The following is a 17570-nucleotide window of genomic DNA, read 5'->3' on the forward strand; positions in this document are numbered from 1 at the left end:
AGGGCTGCTCCCACCCTCCCCGGCAATCACCCGGGTCAGGCTGCCCTCAGCTTCACCACCCCGCTGCGACGAGGCGGCGGCGAAGGTCTCTCACCTCCACTCGAATCAACAGCGCCTCACGGCGCACTCAAGCATCCCGGCAACCGGCTCGGCAACCGGCCCGGCAACCCGGACCACCACCGAGATTGCCGACGCACTCCTGACCCGCTACGTCGGGCCGACCATCGAGGCGGTTGCCCAGCGACGCGCCACCTGGACGGCCACGAACCTGCTCGCCGAGGCCGCCCGCACCACGCGTGCTCTGCGGTTGCCAGATCCCGTGGCGCGGATCGCGTTGCTGGACCGGATCATGGCCGCGGCCCTGGACCGTTGCGTCGCCCTCGACCCGCCCGCCAATGTGCAGGCCTCGAGCCGCTTCGCCGGCGCCGAGGCGGAACGTGATTCCGCGGAAGCATCCGAGCCGGCGTTCACGACGTGGGCGATCCTGGCCGCCGAGGCGCGCCTGCTGGGCGCGCACCAGGAAATGGCCGCCGCGACGGCGGACCCGGGCGCGATCGAGGCGTTCCTGGCCGCGCCGGTGATGCCGGGCGCCCCACGGCTCTCGGCGGATCAGGCCCGCGCGGCCGTTGCCATCGCGGCCTCGGGCCGCCGCCTGGATGTGCTGGTCGGGCCGGCCGGTGCTGGGAAGACCCGGGCACTGTGGGCGTTACGGGTGGCGTGGGAGCAGACCAACGGGTCCGGGTCGGTGATCGGGCTCGCGCCGTCGGCGACCGCGGCCGCGCAGGTGGCCGTCTCGCTGCGCATCGGCGCGGACACCCTCGCCAAATGGATCCACGAATCCGACCCCGAGACCGCCGGCGCCCAGCCGTGGCAACTCAAGGCGGGGCAGTTGGTGATCGTGGACGAGGCCGCGATGGCGCCCACCGAGCAGCTGGACCGGCTGGTCGCCCAGGCGAGCGCGGCCGGGGCGAAGGTCGTCCTGGTCGGGGATCACGCTCAGCTCGGCGCGATCGAGGCCGGGGGCGCGTTCGCCCTACTCGTAGAGGAAGGGAACGCCGTCGAGCTCGAGCAACTGCACCGCTTCAGCCGGGACTGGGAAGCCACCGCAACCCGCGCCCTGCGCGACGGCGACCCGGCAGCGCTCGACATCTACGCGGCCCACGGGCGCTTGCACGACGGCGTTCAGGAGGCGATGACCGAGCGGGCCTACCGGGCCTGGGCCACCGACACCACGAGCGCCCGGCACAGTCTGCTGCTGGCCGCCGACCGAGACACCGTCACCGCGCTGAACCGCCGAGCCCGCAACGATCGCATCCGGGCCGGCGCCATCGACACCACCGGCGAGGTCCCGCTGCGCGACGGCACCACCGCCGCGGCGGGCGATGTCATCACCACCCGTCGCAACAACCGCCGACTCACCCGCCCCGACGGCGGGCATGTCCGCAACGGCGACCGCTGGCACATCGCCGCAGTCCACCCCGACGGATCGCTCGAGGCCACCCCACTCGCCCAGGCCGACCCCGAGCGATCGGCTCGGCCGCCGGCAGCTGTGCGCCTTCCCGCGGACTACGTACGCGAACACGTCGAACTCGGCTACGCGATGACGATCCACCGGGCCCAGGGAGCCACCGCCGACACCGCGCACGTCATCGCCGGTCCGGGGATGAGCCGGGAGACCTTCTACGTGGCCATGACCCGGGGCCGGCACGCCAACCACGCCTGGTGACCGACCAGAGCACCCTGGAAGACCACGGTCCCGATCCCGACGCTCCGGTGACGGGACGTCAGATCGCTGAGGCAATCCTCGCGCGGCAGGCCGCGCCAACCTCGGCGACCGCGATCCTGCGCCGCCGTCACGCCCGGTCGTTCAGCCCACCGGGGCCGTTCACGCCCTGGGCGGCGCCGGACCATCCCGAGCGCGCACCAGTCCGGGCCGCGCCAGCGCCACACCGGCGCGAGGCCCCGGGCCGATGAATCGATCACCCAGCCCGAGCACCCGAACTGGCCCAACCGGGTCGCCAAGCCAGGGGAGGCACCAATGAAAGAGATCTCCGATCCCGACACCGCCGGCAGCGCCGATAGGAGTCCGGCAGTTCCGGCGCAGCGCACGGCGTGGCGGCACCGCCGCCAGGACCACGCCCTGTCCGCCGCCCTGGCCAAGCGCGCTGCCGGGGTCCCGACCTTGACGGTGCCCGAAGCGGCCGCGCTGCTGAGCGTCTCCCCGGAGCACCGCTACCGGCTGATCCGCACCGGCACCTTCCCCGCGGTGCGGATGGGCAGCACCAGCGCCGGGCGGTACGTCATCCCGGCCAAGGCCATCGACCAACTGCTGGACGAGGCCACCGACACCGTGTGGAGCCAGCACCCACCCCTGTCCTGAGCCGCCGAGTCAATCGGTGCCACGCCGCTCGAGGGCGCACGGGGCGAGGGGGAGCGGTTACGGCTGTGCTGGCGCCGGTGCCGGTGCCGGTGCCGGTGCTGGTGCTGGTGCTGGTGCCGGGGTGGGGCGGCCCGGGTGCCCGAGGCGGTCGGACAGGATCGTGGCGGCCCTGCGGTCGGACTCGGCCACCCAGGCCGCGTACACCCGCAACGTCGTCGTGCCCCCACCGCCGTGCCCGAGGCGCCCGGCCACGGTGCGCACGTCCACCCCGGCCGCGATCAGCTCGGTGGCCGAGTAATGCCGCAACGCGTGCAGGTGCGAATCAATCCCAACCCCAGCGCACATCTGCACATAGCGGTGGCTGACGCCATCCGGATTGCACGGAGCGCTGTGGTCGGGCTGGTAGGAGAACACGAACGCGTCCTCGGCCGGCTCGAACCCCAGTTGGTGACAGCGCTCCGCGAGCCGGTCCCGGTGCGCGGTGAGCAGCTCCACGGTGGTCGGGTCCAACGCGATACGGCGGATCTGGTGGGTCTTGGTGTCCTTCTCCAGCCCCACCCCGGCCCGGTGCACATACGAGCGGCGCACCTCCAGCAGCCCACCGGCCAGATCCACATCGGTGAAGCGCAGTGCCATCAGCTCCCCGCGCCGGATGCCGGTGACCAACACCAGCCAGACCAGCGTCCCCCACGCCTCATCGCCCTCCCACGCGGCGGCGATGATCCGCGCGGCCTGCGCCGCGGACGGCGGCTTGGGCTGCGGCTGCGGCTGGCGCGGCTTTTTCGCCAACGCGGCCGGGTTCGACCCGATCCAGTCCCAGCGCACCGCCGTGGACAACGCGCCGCTGATCACCGAATGGATCTGGCGGATCGTGGCCGGGCTCATCGGCCGGCACACATGCGCCGCGCACTCCAGCACCCGGCACCCGGCCACCGCGCAGTCGTGCGCCCGCTTTCGCCCGTGCACCACCTGTCGGCATTCGTGCTCGCCCTCGACCCGGTGCTCGATGAACGCCCGCCCGTCGCATCGGGACCGGCAGCGCCGCAGCTGGGCATAGAGCTGCTCCAACATCCGCGGGGAGATCTTCGCGATCGGGGTGTCTTCCAACGCCGGGCGGATCACCCGGTCCGCATAGGAGCGGTAGGTCTCCAACGTCGTCGCCTCGGCCTCGTGCACGTCGAACCATGCGTCCAGGGCATACCCCAGCGTCACCCGCGCCGCCGGCGATCGCTGGGCGTCCACCCGCGCCAGCAGGCGGGTGCGGATCTTCTCCACCTCGGCCTCGACCCGCGTCGAGGCCGAGAGGTAGCTGTCCTTGCCCGTCAGCGGATCCAGCCCGGCGTAGACCAGAACCTGGAACGAGCTCCCGCGCTTGCGCACGAACCCCCGTGTACGGCGGCGCGTCGACTCCCCAGCTGCCATGCGTCGGAGTGTAACTCCGGCTCATTGACACTGGCATTGACAGGCCTGTGCGGGATTCCGGCTTTGTGGGACGAATGTGCTGGTCAAACGTGGTGCGCCGCCAGGGACTTGAACCCCGAACCCGCGGATTAAGAGTCCGCTGCTCTGCCAATTGAGCTAGCGGCGCGTGAGCGGTGCGAGGTTAGCAAACGGGTGAGGCCGATGTGAAACCGGTTGGCGGGTCGGGCTGCGACCTCGCCGGGCCAGGCCAGATCCGGGAGCAGGAGCAGCGGGATGCCGCGGTCGAGCATGTCGAGCGCGAGGAAATCCCGGTGTTCGGAGGCCCGTCTGGGGTCGGGGCTGCACATGCCTTACACATCGGCAGTTTCGCGCGCGTTGCGTAGCGCCCGAACGAGTGGAATTGGGTTCACAGGGCCAACGCTGCGCGGAGTCCGACGTCCACCGTGCGCATGCTGTCCGGCGAGAGCGCGCCCCATTCCTTGCTGACCTCGTCGGGCCAGAGCTGGATGAGGTCGTCGCACACCACCCGCCCGACCAGCGGCCGGTCCCCGGGGCCGAGCACCACGATCGAGTCCATCGTTGGCTTGTCGCCGGTCGTGATGCGGACGGCGAGCACATTGGGCAACTGGCGGTTGCGCGCGTTGTTCGACACGACCAGATACGGCTTCTCGCCGTCGACGCCCGGGAGCACAGCGCGGTAGACGCGGCCCCGGATCAGCCCGGTCACTCGTCGCCGGCCGAGAGGGGAGAGCGTCGACGGGCGACGCGGCGGGCGGTGATGTCGTCGTAGGTCAGGGCGAGCGCGGCGTAGGCCTCCTCTGCGCGGCGCTCTTCCAACTGCGCCAGCCCCAGCCTGAACACCGCGTGCAGCAGCTGGGCGTCGCTGGGTCTGCCGGTCAGACCGAGGGCGTCCGGGTCGGCGCGCAGCGCTTCGAGCGCGCGATCGTCGTCCGGCGTCATCGGCACGGACAGGCGACGTTTCGGTGGCACACGCATGCATCAAATAGTGCATCATCAAGTGCATCAAAGCCACAGGCATCTGGCTCGCACGGTCCGGCGCCGCGGCTGAGAGGTCGTCACGGCCATGGAGCTTGCCCGCGATCGGCCCCCAGGTGGACCGGGCAGTGCCTCGCTGTGGACGGAGTCGCGGGCACGAGCAGCTGTGGAAAAGTCGAAACGGCCGGTCAGATACCTGACCGGCCGTTTCGTTGGGGTGAGCGACGGGACTCGAACCCGCGACCACCGCGACCACAACGCGGTGCTCTACCAGCTGAGCTACGCCCACCATGACCGCCTGCGCGGCCAGCAGAGTCTACCGGCGGCCTCGGGGCACCGGCGACCGGCTATTCGGAAGCGGGCTTCTCGGCCGGCGCGGGGGCGTGCGGCGCCGCGGGGGGAGCGGTGTGCCGGGCGGCGATCGACTTGGCCGTCGAGGTGTCCGGCCCGGGGGCCGGGACGAAGACCGCCTCGCGGTAGTAGCGCAGCTCGGAGATGCTCTCCCGGATGTCGGCCAGGGCCCGGTGGTTGCCGCTCTTGGCGGGGGAGCTGTAGTACGCCCGCGGGTACCAGCGTCGGGCGAGTTCCTTGATCGAGGAGACGTCCACGATCCGGTAGTGCAGGTAGCCGTCCACCTTCTCCATGTCGCGGGCGAGGAACCCGCGGTCGGTGGCGACCGAGTTGCCGGCCAGCGGAGATTTTCCGGCCTCGGGGACGAACTCCTGGATGTAGGCGAGCACCATCTCCTCGGCCTCGGCCAGGGTGCAGCCGGACGGGAGCTCCTCGAGCAGGCCGGAGGAGGTGTGCATGGCGCGGACGATGTCCGGCATCGTCTCCAGCGCCGCGTCCGGCGGCTTGATGACGACCTCGACGCCGTCGCCGAGCACGTTCAGCTCGGAATCGGTGACCAGGACTGCAACCTCGATCAACGCATCGAACTCGAGGCTCAGCCCCGTCATCTCGCAGTCGATCCAGACCAGACGGTCGCTCATGAAGGCCAACCCTAGTCCGGCCCCTCCGTGGCCCGGCCCGCGTGACTGAGCTCGTCCAGGTGGGTGCCGGTCACCGCCATCACCGCGACGGCCAGCACCACGATGCCGCTGAGGCCAACGGCCCACAGCGCGGCCCGGCCCATCCCGACGTCGCTCAGGGCGATGACGATCAGCGCCACGACGGCGGCGAACCCGCCCCAGGCCACGGTGTCGAGCAGGACCCGGGGGAGTGCGGCGACGCGGGTGGCCAGGCGGGGCCGCTCGAGCTCGTCCTCGGGCTCGGCGGGTGGCGCCTTGGCCAGGACGACGGTGGCGATCTGCCGCGGGGCCGGCCGTTCCAGGGTCGCCACCGGCGAGGCGCTGGGCTTGGCCTGGGGGGCGGAGGCCGGCTTCACGACGGCGACCGGCCTCAGGGCGGGAGCGGGAGTCGGCTTGGGCTGGGCCAACGGCGCCGGGATCGGCCTGGGCTCGGCGGGCGGCGGCGGGGTGAGCTTCGGCTGGGTCACGGGGGCTGGGACCGGCTTGGGCGTCGCCACGGGGGCCGGGGCGGTCATTGCAACGGGCGCGACGTTCAGCCCGGGCTCGGCGATCGGTCGCGGGGGCAGCTTGAGCTCGCCGAACGGCTGCGGCCTCGACGTGGGTTCCGTCGCCGGTGCAGGGGTGGCCGCGCGCATCGAGGCGGGGATCGGCAAAGGCGGCGGGACCGGCAACCGGTGCGTGTTCCGCGCGAGCTCGGGCGCTCGGACGGGGGCCGGCGGCTCCGGTGCGAACGTGGCCGATGGGTGCGCAGGGGCCGACGTGGCCGACGTGGCCGATGTGACTGGCTCCGGCCGCTGTCTCGGCGTCCCGCGTCCTGCGCGGTGCGAGTGTGCCGACCGGAGCGACGTCGTGGGCTCGGGCAGAGCCGGACGTTGACCGGTCGGCGCGGCGTGCCGACCCATTGTCGAAGCAGGATACGAGAGCGGGTGTTATGCCCGCTATCAACGGTTTGCCCGTTTGATCTTTGCCGAAGCGAGGGGCACCTCGCGCGTCGCCGACATTCGGCGTTCACCGGCCGGTCACCGAGCCGCCGCGCGGTTCTGGCTCCCTGAACCGTGACCTCCTCCGCCGGGCGTTGGGTGAGCGTCCGGTTCCCGGACGGCCGCGTCCGCTTCGACTGGGTGCCGGCCGCCCAGCCGCCTGCGCCGAAGGGCCAGGTGGGGTGCTGGCACGTCGTCACCGGCACCGGACGCCAGGCCGCCCGATGGGAGTGGCACGCCGACCCCGAGGCGGCCTTGGCCGCCCGGCGAGCCGCACCGGAGCATGACGAGTCCCCCCCGGTCATGCCTCCGCTCCGGCCCGAGGCGACGGTGGAGGTGCTCTCGGACAAGGTCTACCGCGCGAAGCGCCCCATGGGGCTGTGGTTCTGGATGGCTGCGGTAATCCTGGCGGCTATGGGGGGCGCGGGTGCAGTGGCGATCACTCAGGAGGACCGCGCCGCGGCGAGCCTCGCGGCCGAGGAGAAGCCCGCCAACGACGCCGCCGGGGACGCCGAGAACGACATCAAGCCCAGCGAAGCCGATCTGGTCCGGGTGGCCGAGGGCTATCTCAACGCCCTGCTCGGCGGGGACGTCGACGATCTGCTGTCCTACCTCGACCCCGCCTGCGACGGAGCGGACCCCGGCTTCGCCCTGGCCGCCCGGTGGGCGGAGCAGCTTTCCGGCGACGCCACGGTGGAGGTCGAGGAGGTCGAGATCCGCGGCAAGCGCGGCTCGGTCACCGACTTCGCCCTCGACGCCGGATCGCCCTCCGGCGCCGCGGAGGACGCCGTCCGAGCGCTGATCACCGATGAGAACCTCGACGGGGAACAGGCCTTCCCATGGCGGTTCACCGGCGGAGAGTGGTACTTCAAGGGGGACTGCGGGTCGCCGTGATCACCACCGGTCGCGGTGCCGGCATCTCTGCCGTGCCCAACGGCGGGGAGCACACCCAACCGGAGGCCTGGCATGGCGCCGTCCGAGGTATCGATCGGCAAGCTCGATGAATTCCCCGACGGCGGCCTGACCGCCGTCGAGGCCGCCGGCAGGAAGCTGATCATCGCGCGGACCGGCGATCAGGTCTGCGCCGCAATCAACCGGTGCCCGCACCTCGGTTTGTCGCTCACCAAGGGCCCGGGCGGACTCAAGTACGCCGACGGGGTCGTGCAGTGCGCCTGGCACAACTCGACGTTCGAGGTGTGCTCGGGGCAGAACCTCGACTGGGTAGGCGGCTTTGCGGGCAAGTCCATCCCGAAGTGGTCGCGGGGCGTGCTCGCCCTCGGGCGCAAGGCCAAGGGTCTGGACACCATCCCCGTCTGGGTGCGTGACGGCGAGGTCGTGTTGGAGATCGGAGACTGACGGCTGGTCAGTCGCGGATCAGTCGCCCTGCGCCCACGGCCCGTGGCCGCTGATCCGCTCGACCCTCGTCCGCAGTGTGAAGCCCTCGCCCTCGGCGGGCGGGAACTCGAAGTCCGGCGCGACGTAGACCTTGCCCAGGCGATTCAGTACGTCGCGGGCGCCGCCTTCGACGACCTCGCCGCGGCCGGTGATCACCGCGTACTCCGCGAGGAACACCCCCGGTTGCCGCGGCGCTTCCAGCGAGATGACGACGCGCGGGTCGCTCCGGACGTTGTGCAACTTCTTCGACAGATTCATGTGGCCGCTGACGATGTCATCGCCATCGAGGCCGATCCAGATGACCGTCACCTGGGGGCTGCCGTCGGGGTTGAGCGTGACGAGGTGCGCCAGCGGGCCGGACTCGATGAGGGCGCGAAGAGACTCCGGAATTTGGCTCATGCCACCGGTCAAGAACTGCACCCCTGGGGTTATTCCCGCAGGGGGTGTTGGGTGCGCCTGGCAGGAATCGAACCTGCGGCATGCACTTTAGAAGAGTGCCGCTCTATCCAACTGAGCTACAGGCGCTGGAAATACTCGGTGCGGATCGGTGAAGAGGTCGGCCATGCGTACGCCGAGCTTCTGTCGGTTCCGCGTCTCGAGGATACGCAGCGCGGTGGAATTGCTGCGCAATTCCGATGCAGGGATGTATAGCAGCGGTCTGTGTTGGGACAGTAGACGGCTACCGCGTCGTAGTCCCCGGGCTGGTGCTGCCGCTTGTGAACGCCATGGCGGTCCGTCCATCCGCTCGTTCCTGGAACCTTGAGGACGCCGTTCGAGGAGATCGAGAGGAACTTGACGGAGACCTTGGAAAGGCGCCCGTCCGGCGCGATCGCGATGAGGTCGAACGGCAGGTGCTCGCACATCGGGAGTGCGGCTCGGATGCCGGCCTTCATGAGGTCGGTGATGACACAAGCGACGCCGAGGTCGCCCTTGTCCTTCGCGTGGTGGCGCACGGGCCGAGAGCTGGTGGTCTCCATGGGCCGATCATCGGTGCGACCACTGACACCGCAAATCGGCGAGTTGTCCACACCTCGACGGCGCCCCGACTTTGTCCACAGATCGCGCCCGAGCCGACCGCGGGGTGGGTTCCGCGGTCCACCCTCACCCCCGGGGGCCGGACAGTCCGGGCCCACGGAGGAGGGGCCATGTTGAACGAGGTCTGGGTGACGGTGAGCGGGAACGTGGTGGACGACCCGATGCAGCGCGAGACCACCGGGGCGCCGGTGAAGTTCCGGCTGGCGAGCACGCCGGCGTACATGCGGGACGGGATGTGGATGGACAGCGAGACCAACTTCTTCGATGTCGTCTGCTGGGAGCGGCTCGGGGAGCACATCAAGGAGTGCGTGCGCCGCGGGGACCCGGTGCTGGTGCACGGCCGACTGAGCATCCGCGACTGGGAAGGGGAGAAGGGCCGCGGCCGCACGGTGGAGATCAACGCCAAGCACGTCGGCTTCGACCTCAAGCGGCGCAAGGCGCTGATCGAGCGGCTGCCCCGCCCCCGCCCCGAGGAGACGCAGGTCACGCCCGCGCTCAGCATGGAGGCGCCGGTCGAGGCCGAGGCGACGGTGGCCGAGTCCGCCGCATAAAGTTCGCCCGTGGCTGAGTTCATCTACACGTTCCGTAAGGCGCGCAAAGCGCATGGCGACAAGGTCATCCTCGACGACGTCACGTTGTCGTTCCTGCCTGGCGCCAAGATCGGCGTTGTCGGCCCCAACGGGGCCGGCAAGTCGACCGTCCTGCAGATCATGGCCGGGATCCAGCAGGCGTCGAACGGTGACGCAATGCTGTATCCCGGCTACACGGTGGGGATCCTGCTACAGGAGCCGCCGCTGAACGAGGAGAAGACCGTCCTCGGGAACGTGGAGGAGGCGGTCGCCGAGACCAAGGCGATCCTCAACCGCTACAACGAGATCTCCGAACTCATGGCGACGGACTACAGCGACGCGCTGATGGAGGAGATGGGCAAGCTCTCCGACGAGATCGAGCACCGCAACGCCTGGGAGCTGGACTCGCAGATCGAGCTCGCGATGGACGCGCTGCGCTGCCCGCCGCCGGACGCCGACGTCACGGTGCTCTCCGGCGGCGAGCGGCGCCGGGTCGCGCTGTGCAAGCTCCTGATGGAAGCGCCCGACCTGCTGCTGCTCGACGAGCCCACCAACCACCTCGACGCCGAGTCCGTCGAGTGGCTGGAGGCGCACTTGGAGAAGTACCCGGGCACCGTCGTCGCGGTCACCCACGACCGGTACTTCCTGGACAACGTCGCGCAGTGGATCCTCGAGCTCGACCGCGGGCGCGCCTACCCCTATGAGGGCAACTACTCCACCTACCTCGAGCTCAAGGCCACCCGCCTCAAGGTCGAGGGGCAGAAGGACGCCAAGCGCAAGAAGCGCCTCGAGCAGGAGCTGGAGTGGGTCCGCTCCAGCCCGAAGGCCCGCCAGACCAAGAGCAAGGCGCGCCTGGAGCGGTACGAGGAGATGGCGGCCGAGGCCGACAAGTTCCGCAAGCTCGACTTCGAGGAGATCCAGATCCCGCCGGGCCCGCGCCTGGGCGACATCGTCATCGAGGCCGACAAGCTGACCAAGGGCTTCGGTGACCGCCTGCTCATCGAGAACCTGAGCTTCACCCTGCCGCGCAACGGCATCGTCGGCGTCATCGGCCCGAACGGCGCCGGCAAGACCACGCTGTTCAAGATGCTGCTGGACCAGGAGACTCCCGACTCCGGCACCATCAAGGTCGGAACGACGGTCAAGATCTCCTACGTCGACCAGGGTCGGGCGAACCTGGACCCCGAGAAGAACATCTGGCAGATCGTCTCCGACGAGCTGGACTACATCAAGGTCGGCCAGGTCGAGATGCCGTCGCGGGCCTACGTCTCGGCGTTCGGCTTCAAGGGCCCGGACCAGCAGAAGCCGTCCAAGGTGCTCTCCGGCGGTGAGCGCAACCGGCTCAACCTGGCGCTGACGCTCAAGATCGGCGGCAACCTGATCCTGCTCGACGAACCGACCAACGACCTCGACGTCGAAACGCTGTCTTCGCTCGAGGACGCGCTCCTGGAGTTCCCCGGTTGCGCCGTGGTCATCTCCCACGACCGGTGGTTCCTCGACCGCGTCGCGACGCACATCCTCGCCTACGAGGGCGACTCGCAGTGGTTCTGGTTCGAGGGCAACTTCGAGGGCTACGAGAAGAACAAGTCGCAGCGGCTCGGGCCCGAGTCCCTGCGCCCGCACCGCGCGACCTACCGCAAGCTCACCCGGGGCTAACCGCGTGCCCGCGCATCTGATCACCTGTCAGGTCCGGTGGGTGGACATGGATGCCTACCGGCATGTGAACAACACGATCTACTTCCGGTACTGCGAGCAGGCCCGGACCCAGATGCTCGGGTTCGAGGGTTCGGCCGAGGCCGAGGTGCGCTCCCGCACCCCGGATCCGGAGGCCGAGCCGACCGACGGTCACGTGCTCATCAGCGCCGACATGGAGTACAAGCGGCCGCTGGTCTACCGCAACAACCGCGCGGTCGAGGTGCAGTCCTGGGTCACGCGGATCGGCAACTCCTCCTTCGACCTCGCGCACCGCATCGTCGCCCCGGGTGACCTCGGCCCCGAGGCCAGGCACTTCGCGGCCTGCTTCTCCACGATGGTGGCAGTCGACAAGGCCGCCCAGCGTTCGCGCAAGCTGCGCGCCGCTGAGGTCACGATGCTGGAGGGGTACCTGGATCCGGCTCTGCCGGTGCCGATGCCCGGCGGCCGGCGGGGACCCCAATGAGCGACGGGGGAAGCGGCCTCAAGCACCGCAGCGAGCTCCAGGTCCGGTGGGGCGATCAGGACGCGTACCAGCACGTGAACAACGTCGCCTACGCCGCATATCTGCAGGAGGCGCGCGCCGAGATGCTCGACGCCGCCGGCGTGCGCGCCAAGGCCTCCGCCCGCCAGGGAACCTTCGTGGTCGCGCGGCTGAAGGTGGAGTACTTGCGGCAGCTGACCTTCCGCCCGGCCCCGATCGCGGTGACGACCTGGGTGAGTGCGATGTCCCCGGCCCGGATCACCCTGCGCTGCGAGATCGCCGAGCCGGTCGACGACGGTCTGGGTCCGTACTGCCGTGGCCTCACGGTGCTCGTCCCCTACGACCTGGAGAACGACTACCCGCGCCGCGTCTCCGAGGCCGAGAAGGCCGCGCTCACGCACTTCCTGGTGCCCGACCCGCAGTAGCGAGTGCGGCCAGCAGTTCGGTCAGGACGGTCCGGAACGCCGGGTCGGCGACGGTGCCGTCCAGTCCGACGGTGCCGTGCCCGACCGCGAAGCGGACGCACGCAGCGGGCACCGGGGCCGCGCCCACGTAGCCGAGCACGGTCGCCAGTTCGGCGTGCGCGCCCTGGCCGCGGCCCTCGGCCGCGACGTTGACCCAGCCCGCAAGCTTGCCGTCGAGACCCGGCACCGCACCAACGGTCCAGTCGAGCAGGTTCTTGAAGGCGCCCGGTAACGCCCCGGCGTACTCCGGGGTGGAGAACAGCACCGCGTCGGCGGCGTCGAGGGCGGCCCGAAGGTCGCGGACCGACGCCGGCAGGTCGTCGTGGTCGTGGTCGGGATTGAAGGCCGGCAACTGCGCCAGGCCGTCGAAGAGCACCGCCTCGACCTCGGGGGGCGCGACCACCGGCACGGTGCGCAGAGCCGCGGTGTTGGTCGAGGCGGCCCGCGTGCTGCCGGAGACGAGCAGGATCCTCACCGGAGCAGTCAGCCCTCGACGTTGCGCATCGAGTCGGCGGCCATCTCGAAATAGCGCCAGAGCCAGCCCTCGAGGTCGGGCTCGGGCTGCAGCTTGTCCAGGGCGGCGCGCATGTGGCGCAGCCAGCGGTCGCGCATGTCGAGGGTGACCGGGAACGGGGCGTGGCGCATCCGAAGCCGCGGGTGGCCACGCTGCTCGGAGTACGTGCCGGGGCCGCCCCAGTACTGCATGAGGAACAGCCGGAACCGTTCCTCGGCCGCGCTGAGGTGTTCCTCCGGGTAGAGCGCCCGCAGTTCGGGGTCGCCGGCGACACCGAGGTAGAACTCGTGCACCAGGTCGTAGAAGAACTGGTCGCCGCCGACGCGGGGGTAGAAGTCGGCGGGCGGCCGGCTGGGACTGGCGGGGGTGAGGTCGAAGGTCACCGGCCCATTGTCTCCCGGCTGTCTCCCGGCGCCTCAGCGCAGGCCGCGCCGCTCCGCCGAGGGCGGGTCCGGCGGCCGGTACGTGTCCCGGGTGGCCTCGGGCAGCGCCTCGGGGATGACGTCGGTGTCGGACCCCGCGTCGGACTCGTCGTCCTCGGTCCGGACCAGCATGGTGCGCTGGGGGAAGTCGACACTGGCCTGGTCGAAGGCGCGCTTGATGTTCTCGCGCAGCAGCCGGGCGACCTTCCACTGCTGCAGCGGGGCGGTCTTGACCACCAGGCGGATCACCAGGCCGTCCGAGCTGAGGGCCTCGACGCCCCAGACCTCCGGCGGCTCCAGGATCATCGAGGCGTACTCCGGCTTGGCGAACAGCGCGTTGGAGGAGGACAGCAGCAGCTGGCGGATCTGGTCGACGTCCTCGTCGAACCCGATGTCGAGGTCGACGACCGCGCGGGCCCAGCCCTGGCTCTTGTTCCCGACCCGCAGGATCTCGCCGTTGCGGACGTACCAGACCGTGCCGTTGACGTCGCGCAGTCGCGTGACCCGCAGGCCCACCGACTCCACCGTGCCGACCGCGTCGCCGAGGTCGCAGACATCGCCGACGCCGTACTGGTCCTCGATCACCATGAAGATGCCGGACAGGAAGTCCTTCACCAGCGACTGCGCGCCGAAGCCGATCGCGACGCCGATGATGCCGGCGCTGGCGATCAGCGGGGCGATGTTCATGCCCAGCTCGGAGAGCGCCATCAGGATGGCGACGGTGAAGATCACGCCGGTGGCGACGCTCTCCAGCACTGAGGACACTGTCTGGGCGCGCTGGCGACGCCGTTCGGTGGCGAGCGTGCCGCTGGAGGAGACACCGGCGGTGCCGAGGGCGGCCCCTTCGTGTGAGCCGCCGGCGTTGGACCCGCGCCCGCGCACGAACGCGGGTTGCGGCACGCCGTTCTCCAGCCTCTTCGCCATCCGCCCGATCGCGCGGTGGACGAGCTTGCGGATCAGCCAGGCCACCAGCAGGATCGCGAGGATCTTGGCCGGCTTGGCGATCAGCCAGTCCGAGGACTCGGCCAGGGTCTCGTTCTTGCCGAAGGTGTCGTAGACCCAACGGCAGAGCGTGCCCTTGCTCTCATCGCCGACGTAGCAGGCGGCGTCGGTGACGACCGCCGGTGCGGGCGCCGGGTCGGCCAGCGGAAGCAGGTCGATCACCCGCGGCCCCCGGAGAAGTCAGGCCCTCCGGTGTGCGCGGCGGTGAAAGCGAGAGAGTCCACGCTCACCTCGATCGCGCGGCTCAGGGCACGGGCGCCGTGGCCGACGTCCTTCTCCCGGCGCACCAGGAGCGGTGCGTCGCCGGCCGTCGCGTGCTGCAGCGCGGCCGCGAACTTACGTGCGTGCAAGGTGTCCACCCGGGTGTCGCCGTCGAAAATGGTCAGCAGCAACGCCGGGTACTCCACCCCCTCACGCACCGCGTGGTACGGCGAGTACGCGAGCAGCCAACCGAGCTCCTGCGCCTCGGCCGCCGTGCCGTACTCGGAGTTCCACGTCTCGCCGAGGCCGAACTTTTCGTAGCGGACCATGTCCAGCAACGGCGCCGAACACACCACCGCGCCGTAGAGGTCGGGACGCTGCGTCATCCCTGCACCCACGAGCAGGCCACCGTTGGAGCCGCCCGAGATGGAGAGCTGCGCGGGTGTGGTCCACCCGTTCGCGATCAGCCACTCCGCGCCGGTGTGCAGGTCGTCGAAGACGTTCTGCTTGTGGCCGAGCATTCCGTCGCGGTGCCAGTCCTCGCCCTCCTCGCCGCCGCCGCGCAGGTTGGCCACGGCATAGACGCCACCGGCTTCCACCCACGCGAGGATCCCGGCCGAGTACGCCGGGGTGAGGGAGATGCCGAAGCCGCCGTAGCCGTAGAGCGTGGTCGGCCGCGGTCCGGCCGTGTCCGGGGTCTCGCCGGTCCGGTAGGTGACGAACATGCGGACCTCGGTGCCGTCCCGCGAGGTGTAGACGACCTGCTCGGTGGTCACGTCGGGCACCTCGACCGAACCGGGCGCGCTGGCCCACAGCGAGGTGGTGTTGGTCCGGGCGTCGTAGCGGTAGACCGACGACGGCGTCGTGTGGTCGGTGTAGCCGAACCAGGCTTCGTGGCCGCCCTCCGGACGTTCGCTGACCCCGGAGATCGAGCCCAGTCCGGGCAGCGGCACCTCGCCGCGGCGCTCGCCGGTGGCCAGGTCGTGCAGGGTCAGTTCGCTGACCGCGTGCCGGGTCCAGGCGCAGAGCATGACCGGGGCGGCCCCGAGCTCCGGGCCGTCGAGGATCGCGTAGCCGTCGAAGACCGCTTCCGGGTCCTCCGGAATCAGGTCGACCCAGTGCTCGGAGGTGAGGGCGTCCGGAGTGCTCACGCACAGCCGGCCGCGCGAGGCGTTCAAATCGGTGAAGACGTAGAGCCGGCCGTCGCGGGCGATCTCGATCCCGGTCTGGGCGTCCACGCCCTGCTGCACGACGACGAGGTTCGGTTGCTCGATCGGGGAAGTGGTCAGGTCGGCCAGCCACAGGTCGTTGCGCGGCGCGGTGCCCGCGCTGGCGGAGATCGTCAGCCAGCGCCCGTCCCGGCTGACCGAGACGCCGTAGTAGTTCGTCTTGTCCAGGCCGGCGCCGAAGATCTCGACGTCGCTGTCCGGGTCGGTGCCGATCCGGTGCAGAAAGACCCGCCGGTGGTACTGGTCCTCACCGGCTGGAACGGCCTCGGCGGCGAGCCGGCGTACGTAGTAGTACGCCTTCGCTCCGGGCATCCAGGCGACGGGGGAGTAACGCGCACGGTCGATCGGGCCGTCCACGATCTCGCCGGTCTCGACGTCCATCACCCGCAGTACCGACTCCTCGGTGCCGCCCTCGGAGAGCTGGTAGGCCAGCAGGTGACCTTCCTTGGTCGGCTGCCACGCGTCGAGGGTGGTCAGGCCGGTCGGGTCGATCGCCATCGGGTCGAGCAACGTGCGCTCGCCGCCGCCAGCCGGGGATGCATCTGTGGACGGGTCGACCGTGACCAGCACCGCGTGCTCCTGCTCGGCGGTGCGGCGCATGAAAAGCTGCCGGTCGCCCCGCCAGGCCGGGGTGCTCACGACACCTGCGCCGAGAAGCTGGGTCAGTCGCGCGCGCAGCCCGTCCGCGCCCGGCCAGGCCGACCGGTGGGCCGCGAAGAGCTCGTCCTGAGCGGTGGACCAGGCCTCGGTCTCGGTCGCAGCGGGATCCTCCAGCCAGCGGTAGGGGTCCGCGACCTGGTGACCGTGCAGGTCCTCGACGATGTCCTGGCGGGGGGCAGCGGGGTATTCCGGTCGCGACATGCGCCCCAAACTAACGGGCCCGATCCGGGCCCGAACGCACCGCGTCCCCACCCGGAGTTCCGGGGCGGGGACGCGGTTCAGACGGTTGAAGCAGCCGGGCCAGAACAGCTCGGCGCCGACACCGTCGACCACGTTCTGCACGGCATCGACGTCGATCGAGTCGAGGACGTGCGTTGCCCACGATCGGCGCCCGACTGGACCGGGACGCCTCCTGAAGGCCCGGATCTGAGCGTGGGCGCGCGCGGCGAAGCGAAATTTCTGGCCCAATCGCCGTTCGTCGCGGACACTGGAAGCGAAGCCCGGCGCCTGCCATGCGCCGGGTGAACTGCGAGGAGGCTCGCGTGGGCCATGCACTGGTCTTGAACGCGACGTACGAACCTCTGTGCGTCGTGCCTTCCCGGCGCGCCCTCATCCTGGTCCTCAACCACAAGGCGAGCTCGGTCGAGGACTCCGGGGCGGTCGTGCACAGCGCAGACACCGCTGTCCCCTTACCCGCGGTCGTACGTCTGCACCGCTACGTGCGAGTGCCCTACCGCGCCGGGGTCCCTTTGACCCGGCGCGCAATTTTTGCCCGGGACGGCGGGCGCTGCGTCTACTGCGGCGCGGTCGCGAACAGCGTCGACCACGTCATCCCGCGCAGCCGGGGCGGCCAGCACATCTGGGAGAACGTCGTCGCGGCCTGCCGCCGGTGCAACCACGTCAAGAGCGATCGGCAGATCTCCGAGCTCGGCTGGGGCGTGCGCGTCGCGCCGCGCCAGCCCAGCGGGCCGGCCTGGCGGATCCTCGGCACCGGTCGGCACGACCCGCGCTGGCTGCCGTACCTGACCGGCTACGGCCGGGACGCCGAGTCGGGCGAGGCCACCGCTTGACGCAGGCAGCGTCAGGGGGCGTGC

The 17570-nt window shown here is 70.6% G+C and carries 20 protein-coding genes and 3 tRNA genes; 9 read left to right on the top strand and 14 right to left on the bottom strand.

Going from position 1 to position 17570, the window contains the following annotated elements; all coding sequences use genetic code 11:
* Both H0X00_RS10265 and H0X00_RS10270 read left to right on the top strand, forming a co-directional pair.
* Positions 1–1726 (top strand): AAA family ATPase (locus tag H0X00_RS10265; protein WP_293769699.1); only part of this gene is annotated, 1726 nt, incomplete at its 5' end.
* A gap of 312 nt (positions 1727–2038) precedes the next feature.
* Positions 2039–2380: a helix-turn-helix domain-containing protein gene (locus H0X00_RS10270; RefSeq protein ID WP_293769702.1), complete on the top strand. Its 342-nt coding sequence runs from the start codon at positions 2039–2041 to the stop codon at positions 2378–2380.
* Between the two features lie 57 nt (positions 2381–2437).
* On the opposite strand, the gene H0X00_RS10275 is transcribed toward H0X00_RS10270, so the two are convergent.
* The 7 genes from H0X00_RS10275 to H0X00_RS10305 all read right to left on the bottom strand — a co-directional run bounded on the left by H0X00_RS10275 (position 2438) and on the right by H0X00_RS10305 (position 6296).
* A complete protein-coding gene (locus H0X00_RS10275; RefSeq protein ID WP_293769705.1) occupies positions 2438–3760 on the bottom strand; it encodes a tyrosine-type recombinase/integrase in 1323 nt (440 codons plus the stop codon).
* Between the two features lie 132 nt (positions 3761–3892).
* A tRNA-Lys gene (locus tag H0X00_RS10280) sits at positions 3893–3968 on the bottom strand.
* Positions 3969–4208: 240 nt separating this feature from the next.
* Positions 4209–4529, bottom strand: coding sequence for a type II toxin-antitoxin system PemK/MazF family toxin (locus tag H0X00_RS10285; protein WP_293769708.1), 321 nt, complete (start codon positions 4527–4529; stop codon positions 4209–4211).
* The gene (locus H0X00_RS10290) at positions 4526–4798 is read right to left on the bottom strand and encodes a hypothetical protein (RefSeq protein WP_293769711.1); all 273 of its coding nucleotides are present in this window, start codon (positions 4796–4798) and stop codon (positions 4526–4528) included. Before H0X00_RS10290 ends, H0X00_RS10285 begins: the two co-directional genes overlap by 4 nt.
* A gap of 213 nt (positions 4799–5011) precedes the next feature.
* Positions 5012–5087 (bottom strand) — tRNA-His (locus H0X00_RS10295).
* Positions 5088–5145: 58 nt separating this feature from the next.
* Positions 5146–5790, bottom strand: a complete 645-nt coding sequence (orn, locus tag H0X00_RS10300) for an oligoribonuclease (protein WP_293769714.1) — start codon at positions 5788–5790, stop codon at positions 5146–5148.
* An 11-nt stretch (positions 5791–5801) separates the two neighbouring features.
* Entirely contained in the window at positions 5802–6296 is a 495-nt protein-coding gene (locus H0X00_RS10305) for a hypothetical protein (RefSeq protein WP_293769716.1), read from the bottom strand.
* A 612-nt stretch (positions 6297–6908) separates the two neighbouring features.
* Between H0X00_RS10305 and H0X00_RS10310 the strand changes: the two genes are divergently transcribed.
* Positions 6909–7703 (top strand): hypothetical protein, encoded by a 795-nt coding sequence (locus H0X00_RS10310; protein WP_293769718.1) that lies wholly within the window; start codon positions 6909–6911, stop codon positions 7701–7703.
* A 72-nt stretch (positions 7704–7775) separates the two neighbouring features.
* On the top strand, positions 7776–8165 hold the full coding sequence (locus H0X00_RS10315) for a Rieske 2Fe-2S domain-containing protein (RefSeq protein WP_293769720.1): 390 nt from the start codon (positions 7776–7778) through the stop codon (positions 8163–8165).
* An 18-nt stretch (positions 8166–8183) separates the two neighbouring features.
* Here the strand turns inward: H0X00_RS10315 and H0X00_RS10320 are convergent, their stop codons facing one another.
* From H0X00_RS10320 to H0X00_RS10330, 3 genes are all read right to left on the bottom strand, one after another.
* Complete coding sequence (locus tag H0X00_RS10320; RefSeq protein WP_293769722.1) at positions 8184–8603, bottom strand: PPOX class F420-dependent oxidoreductase; 420 nt, start codon at positions 8601–8603, stop codon at positions 8184–8186.
* A gap of 52 nt (positions 8604–8655) precedes the next feature.
* Positions 8656–8729 (bottom strand) — tRNA-Arg (locus H0X00_RS10325).
* The gene (locus tag H0X00_RS10330) at positions 8720–9181 is read right to left on the bottom strand and encodes a group I intron-associated PD-(D/E)XK endonuclease (protein ID WP_293769724.1); all 462 of its coding nucleotides are present in this window, start codon (positions 9179–9181) and stop codon (positions 8720–8722) included. The genes H0X00_RS10325 and H0X00_RS10330 overlap by 10 nt, the downstream gene beginning before the upstream one ends.
* A 168-nt stretch (positions 9182–9349) precedes the next feature.
* Between H0X00_RS10330 and H0X00_RS10335 the strand changes: the two genes are divergently transcribed.
* From H0X00_RS10335 to H0X00_RS10350, 4 genes are read left to right on the top strand one after another with little or no spacing between them, the layout of a single operon-like run.
* Positions 9350–9790 carry a single-stranded DNA-binding protein gene (locus tag H0X00_RS10335; RefSeq protein ID WP_293769726.1) on the top strand — a complete coding sequence of 147 codons (441 nt, stop codon included), beginning with the start codon at positions 9350–9352 and terminating at the stop codon, positions 9788–9790.
* Between the two features lie 9 nt (positions 9791–9799).
* Complete coding sequence (gene ettA, locus H0X00_RS10340; protein ID WP_293769728.1) at positions 9800–11464, top strand: energy-dependent translational throttle protein EttA; 1665 nt, start codon at positions 9800–9802, stop codon at positions 11462–11464.
* 4 nt (positions 11465–11468) lie between these two features.
* Positions 11469–11966, top strand: coding sequence for a thioesterase family protein (locus H0X00_RS10345; protein WP_293769730.1), 498 nt, complete (start codon positions 11469–11471; stop codon positions 11964–11966).
* Entirely contained in the window at positions 11963–12409 is a 447-nt protein-coding gene (locus H0X00_RS10350) for a thioesterase family protein (protein ID WP_293769732.1), read from the top strand. Before H0X00_RS10345 ends, H0X00_RS10350 begins: the two co-directional genes overlap by 4 nt.
* Here the strand turns inward: H0X00_RS10350 and H0X00_RS10355 are convergent.
* Genes H0X00_RS10355 through H0X00_RS10370 form a run of 4 tightly spaced genes read right to left on the bottom strand, consistent with a single transcriptional unit; the run spans position 12378 to position 16677 of the window.
* Entirely contained in the window at positions 12378–12923 is a 546-nt protein-coding gene (locus H0X00_RS10355; protein WP_293769734.1) for an NADPH-dependent FMN reductase, read from the bottom strand. The genes H0X00_RS10350 and H0X00_RS10355 overlap by 32 nt on opposite strands.
* Positions 12924–12931: 8 nt before the next feature.
* Positions 12932–13345, bottom strand: a complete 414-nt coding sequence (locus tag H0X00_RS10360; protein ID WP_293769737.1) for a globin — start codon at positions 13343–13345, stop codon at positions 12932–12934.
* Between the two features lie 33 nt (positions 13346–13378).
* Entirely contained in the window at positions 13379–14548 is a 1170-nt protein-coding gene (locus H0X00_RS10365; protein ID WP_293769740.1) for a mechanosensitive ion channel family protein, read from the bottom strand.
* On the bottom strand, positions 14545–16677 hold the full coding sequence (locus tag H0X00_RS10370) for a prolyl oligopeptidase family serine peptidase (protein ID WP_293769742.1): 2133 nt from the start codon (positions 16675–16677) through the stop codon (positions 14545–14547). The genes H0X00_RS10365 and H0X00_RS10370 overlap by 4 nt, the downstream gene beginning before the upstream one ends.
* Before the next feature lie 341 nt (positions 16678–17018).
* On the opposite strand from H0X00_RS10370, the gene H0X00_RS10375 reads away from it, so the two are divergent.
* Positions 17019–17546 (top strand): HNH endonuclease, encoded by a 528-nt coding sequence (locus H0X00_RS10375; RefSeq protein ID WP_293769745.1) that lies wholly within the window; start codon positions 17019–17021, stop codon positions 17544–17546.
* Positions 17547–17570: the final 24 nt, after the last annotated feature.

Source organism: Sporichthya sp. (assembly GCF_013815995.1).
Classification (GTDB): Bacteria; Actinomycetota; Actinomycetes; order Sporichthyales; family Sporichthyaceae; genus Sporichthya.

Excerpts from the sequence above, each read along its gene's own strand:
- H0X00_RS10330 (WP_293769724.1), bottom strand. The coding sequence starts at position 9,181 with ATGGAGACCACCAGCTCTCGGCCCGTGCGCCACCACGCGAAGGACAAG.
- H0X00_RS10335 (WP_293769726.1), top strand. The coding sequence starts at position 9,350 with ATGTTGAACGAGGTCTGGGTGACGGTGAGCGGGAACGTGGTGGACGAC.
- H0X00_RS10270 (WP_293769702.1), top strand. The coding sequence starts at position 2,039 with ATGAAAGAGATCTCCGATCCCGACACCGCCGGCAGCGCCGATAGGAGT.
- H0X00_RS10315 (WP_293769720.1), top strand. The coding sequence starts at position 7,776 with ATGGCGCCGTCCGAGGTATCGATCGGCAAGCTCGATGAATTCCCCGAC.
- H0X00_RS10370 (WP_293769742.1), bottom strand. The coding sequence starts at position 16,677 with ATGTCGCGACCGGAATACCCCGCTGCCCCCCGCCAGGACATCGTCGAG.
- H0X00_RS10350 (WP_293769732.1), top strand. The coding sequence starts at position 11,963 with ATGAGCGACGGGGGAAGCGGCCTCAAGCACCGCAGCGAGCTCCAGGTC.
- H0X00_RS10290 (WP_293769711.1), bottom strand. The coding sequence starts at position 4,798 with ATGCGTGTGCCACCGAAACGTCGCCTGTCCGTGCCGATGACGCCGGAC.
- orn (WP_293769714.1), bottom strand. The coding sequence starts at position 5,790 with ATGAGCGACCGTCTGGTCTGGATCGACTGCGAGATGACGGGGCTGAGC.
- H0X00_RS10320 (WP_293769722.1), bottom strand. The coding sequence starts at position 8,603 with ATGAGCCAAATTCCGGAGTCTCTTCGCGCCCTCATCGAGTCCGGCCCG.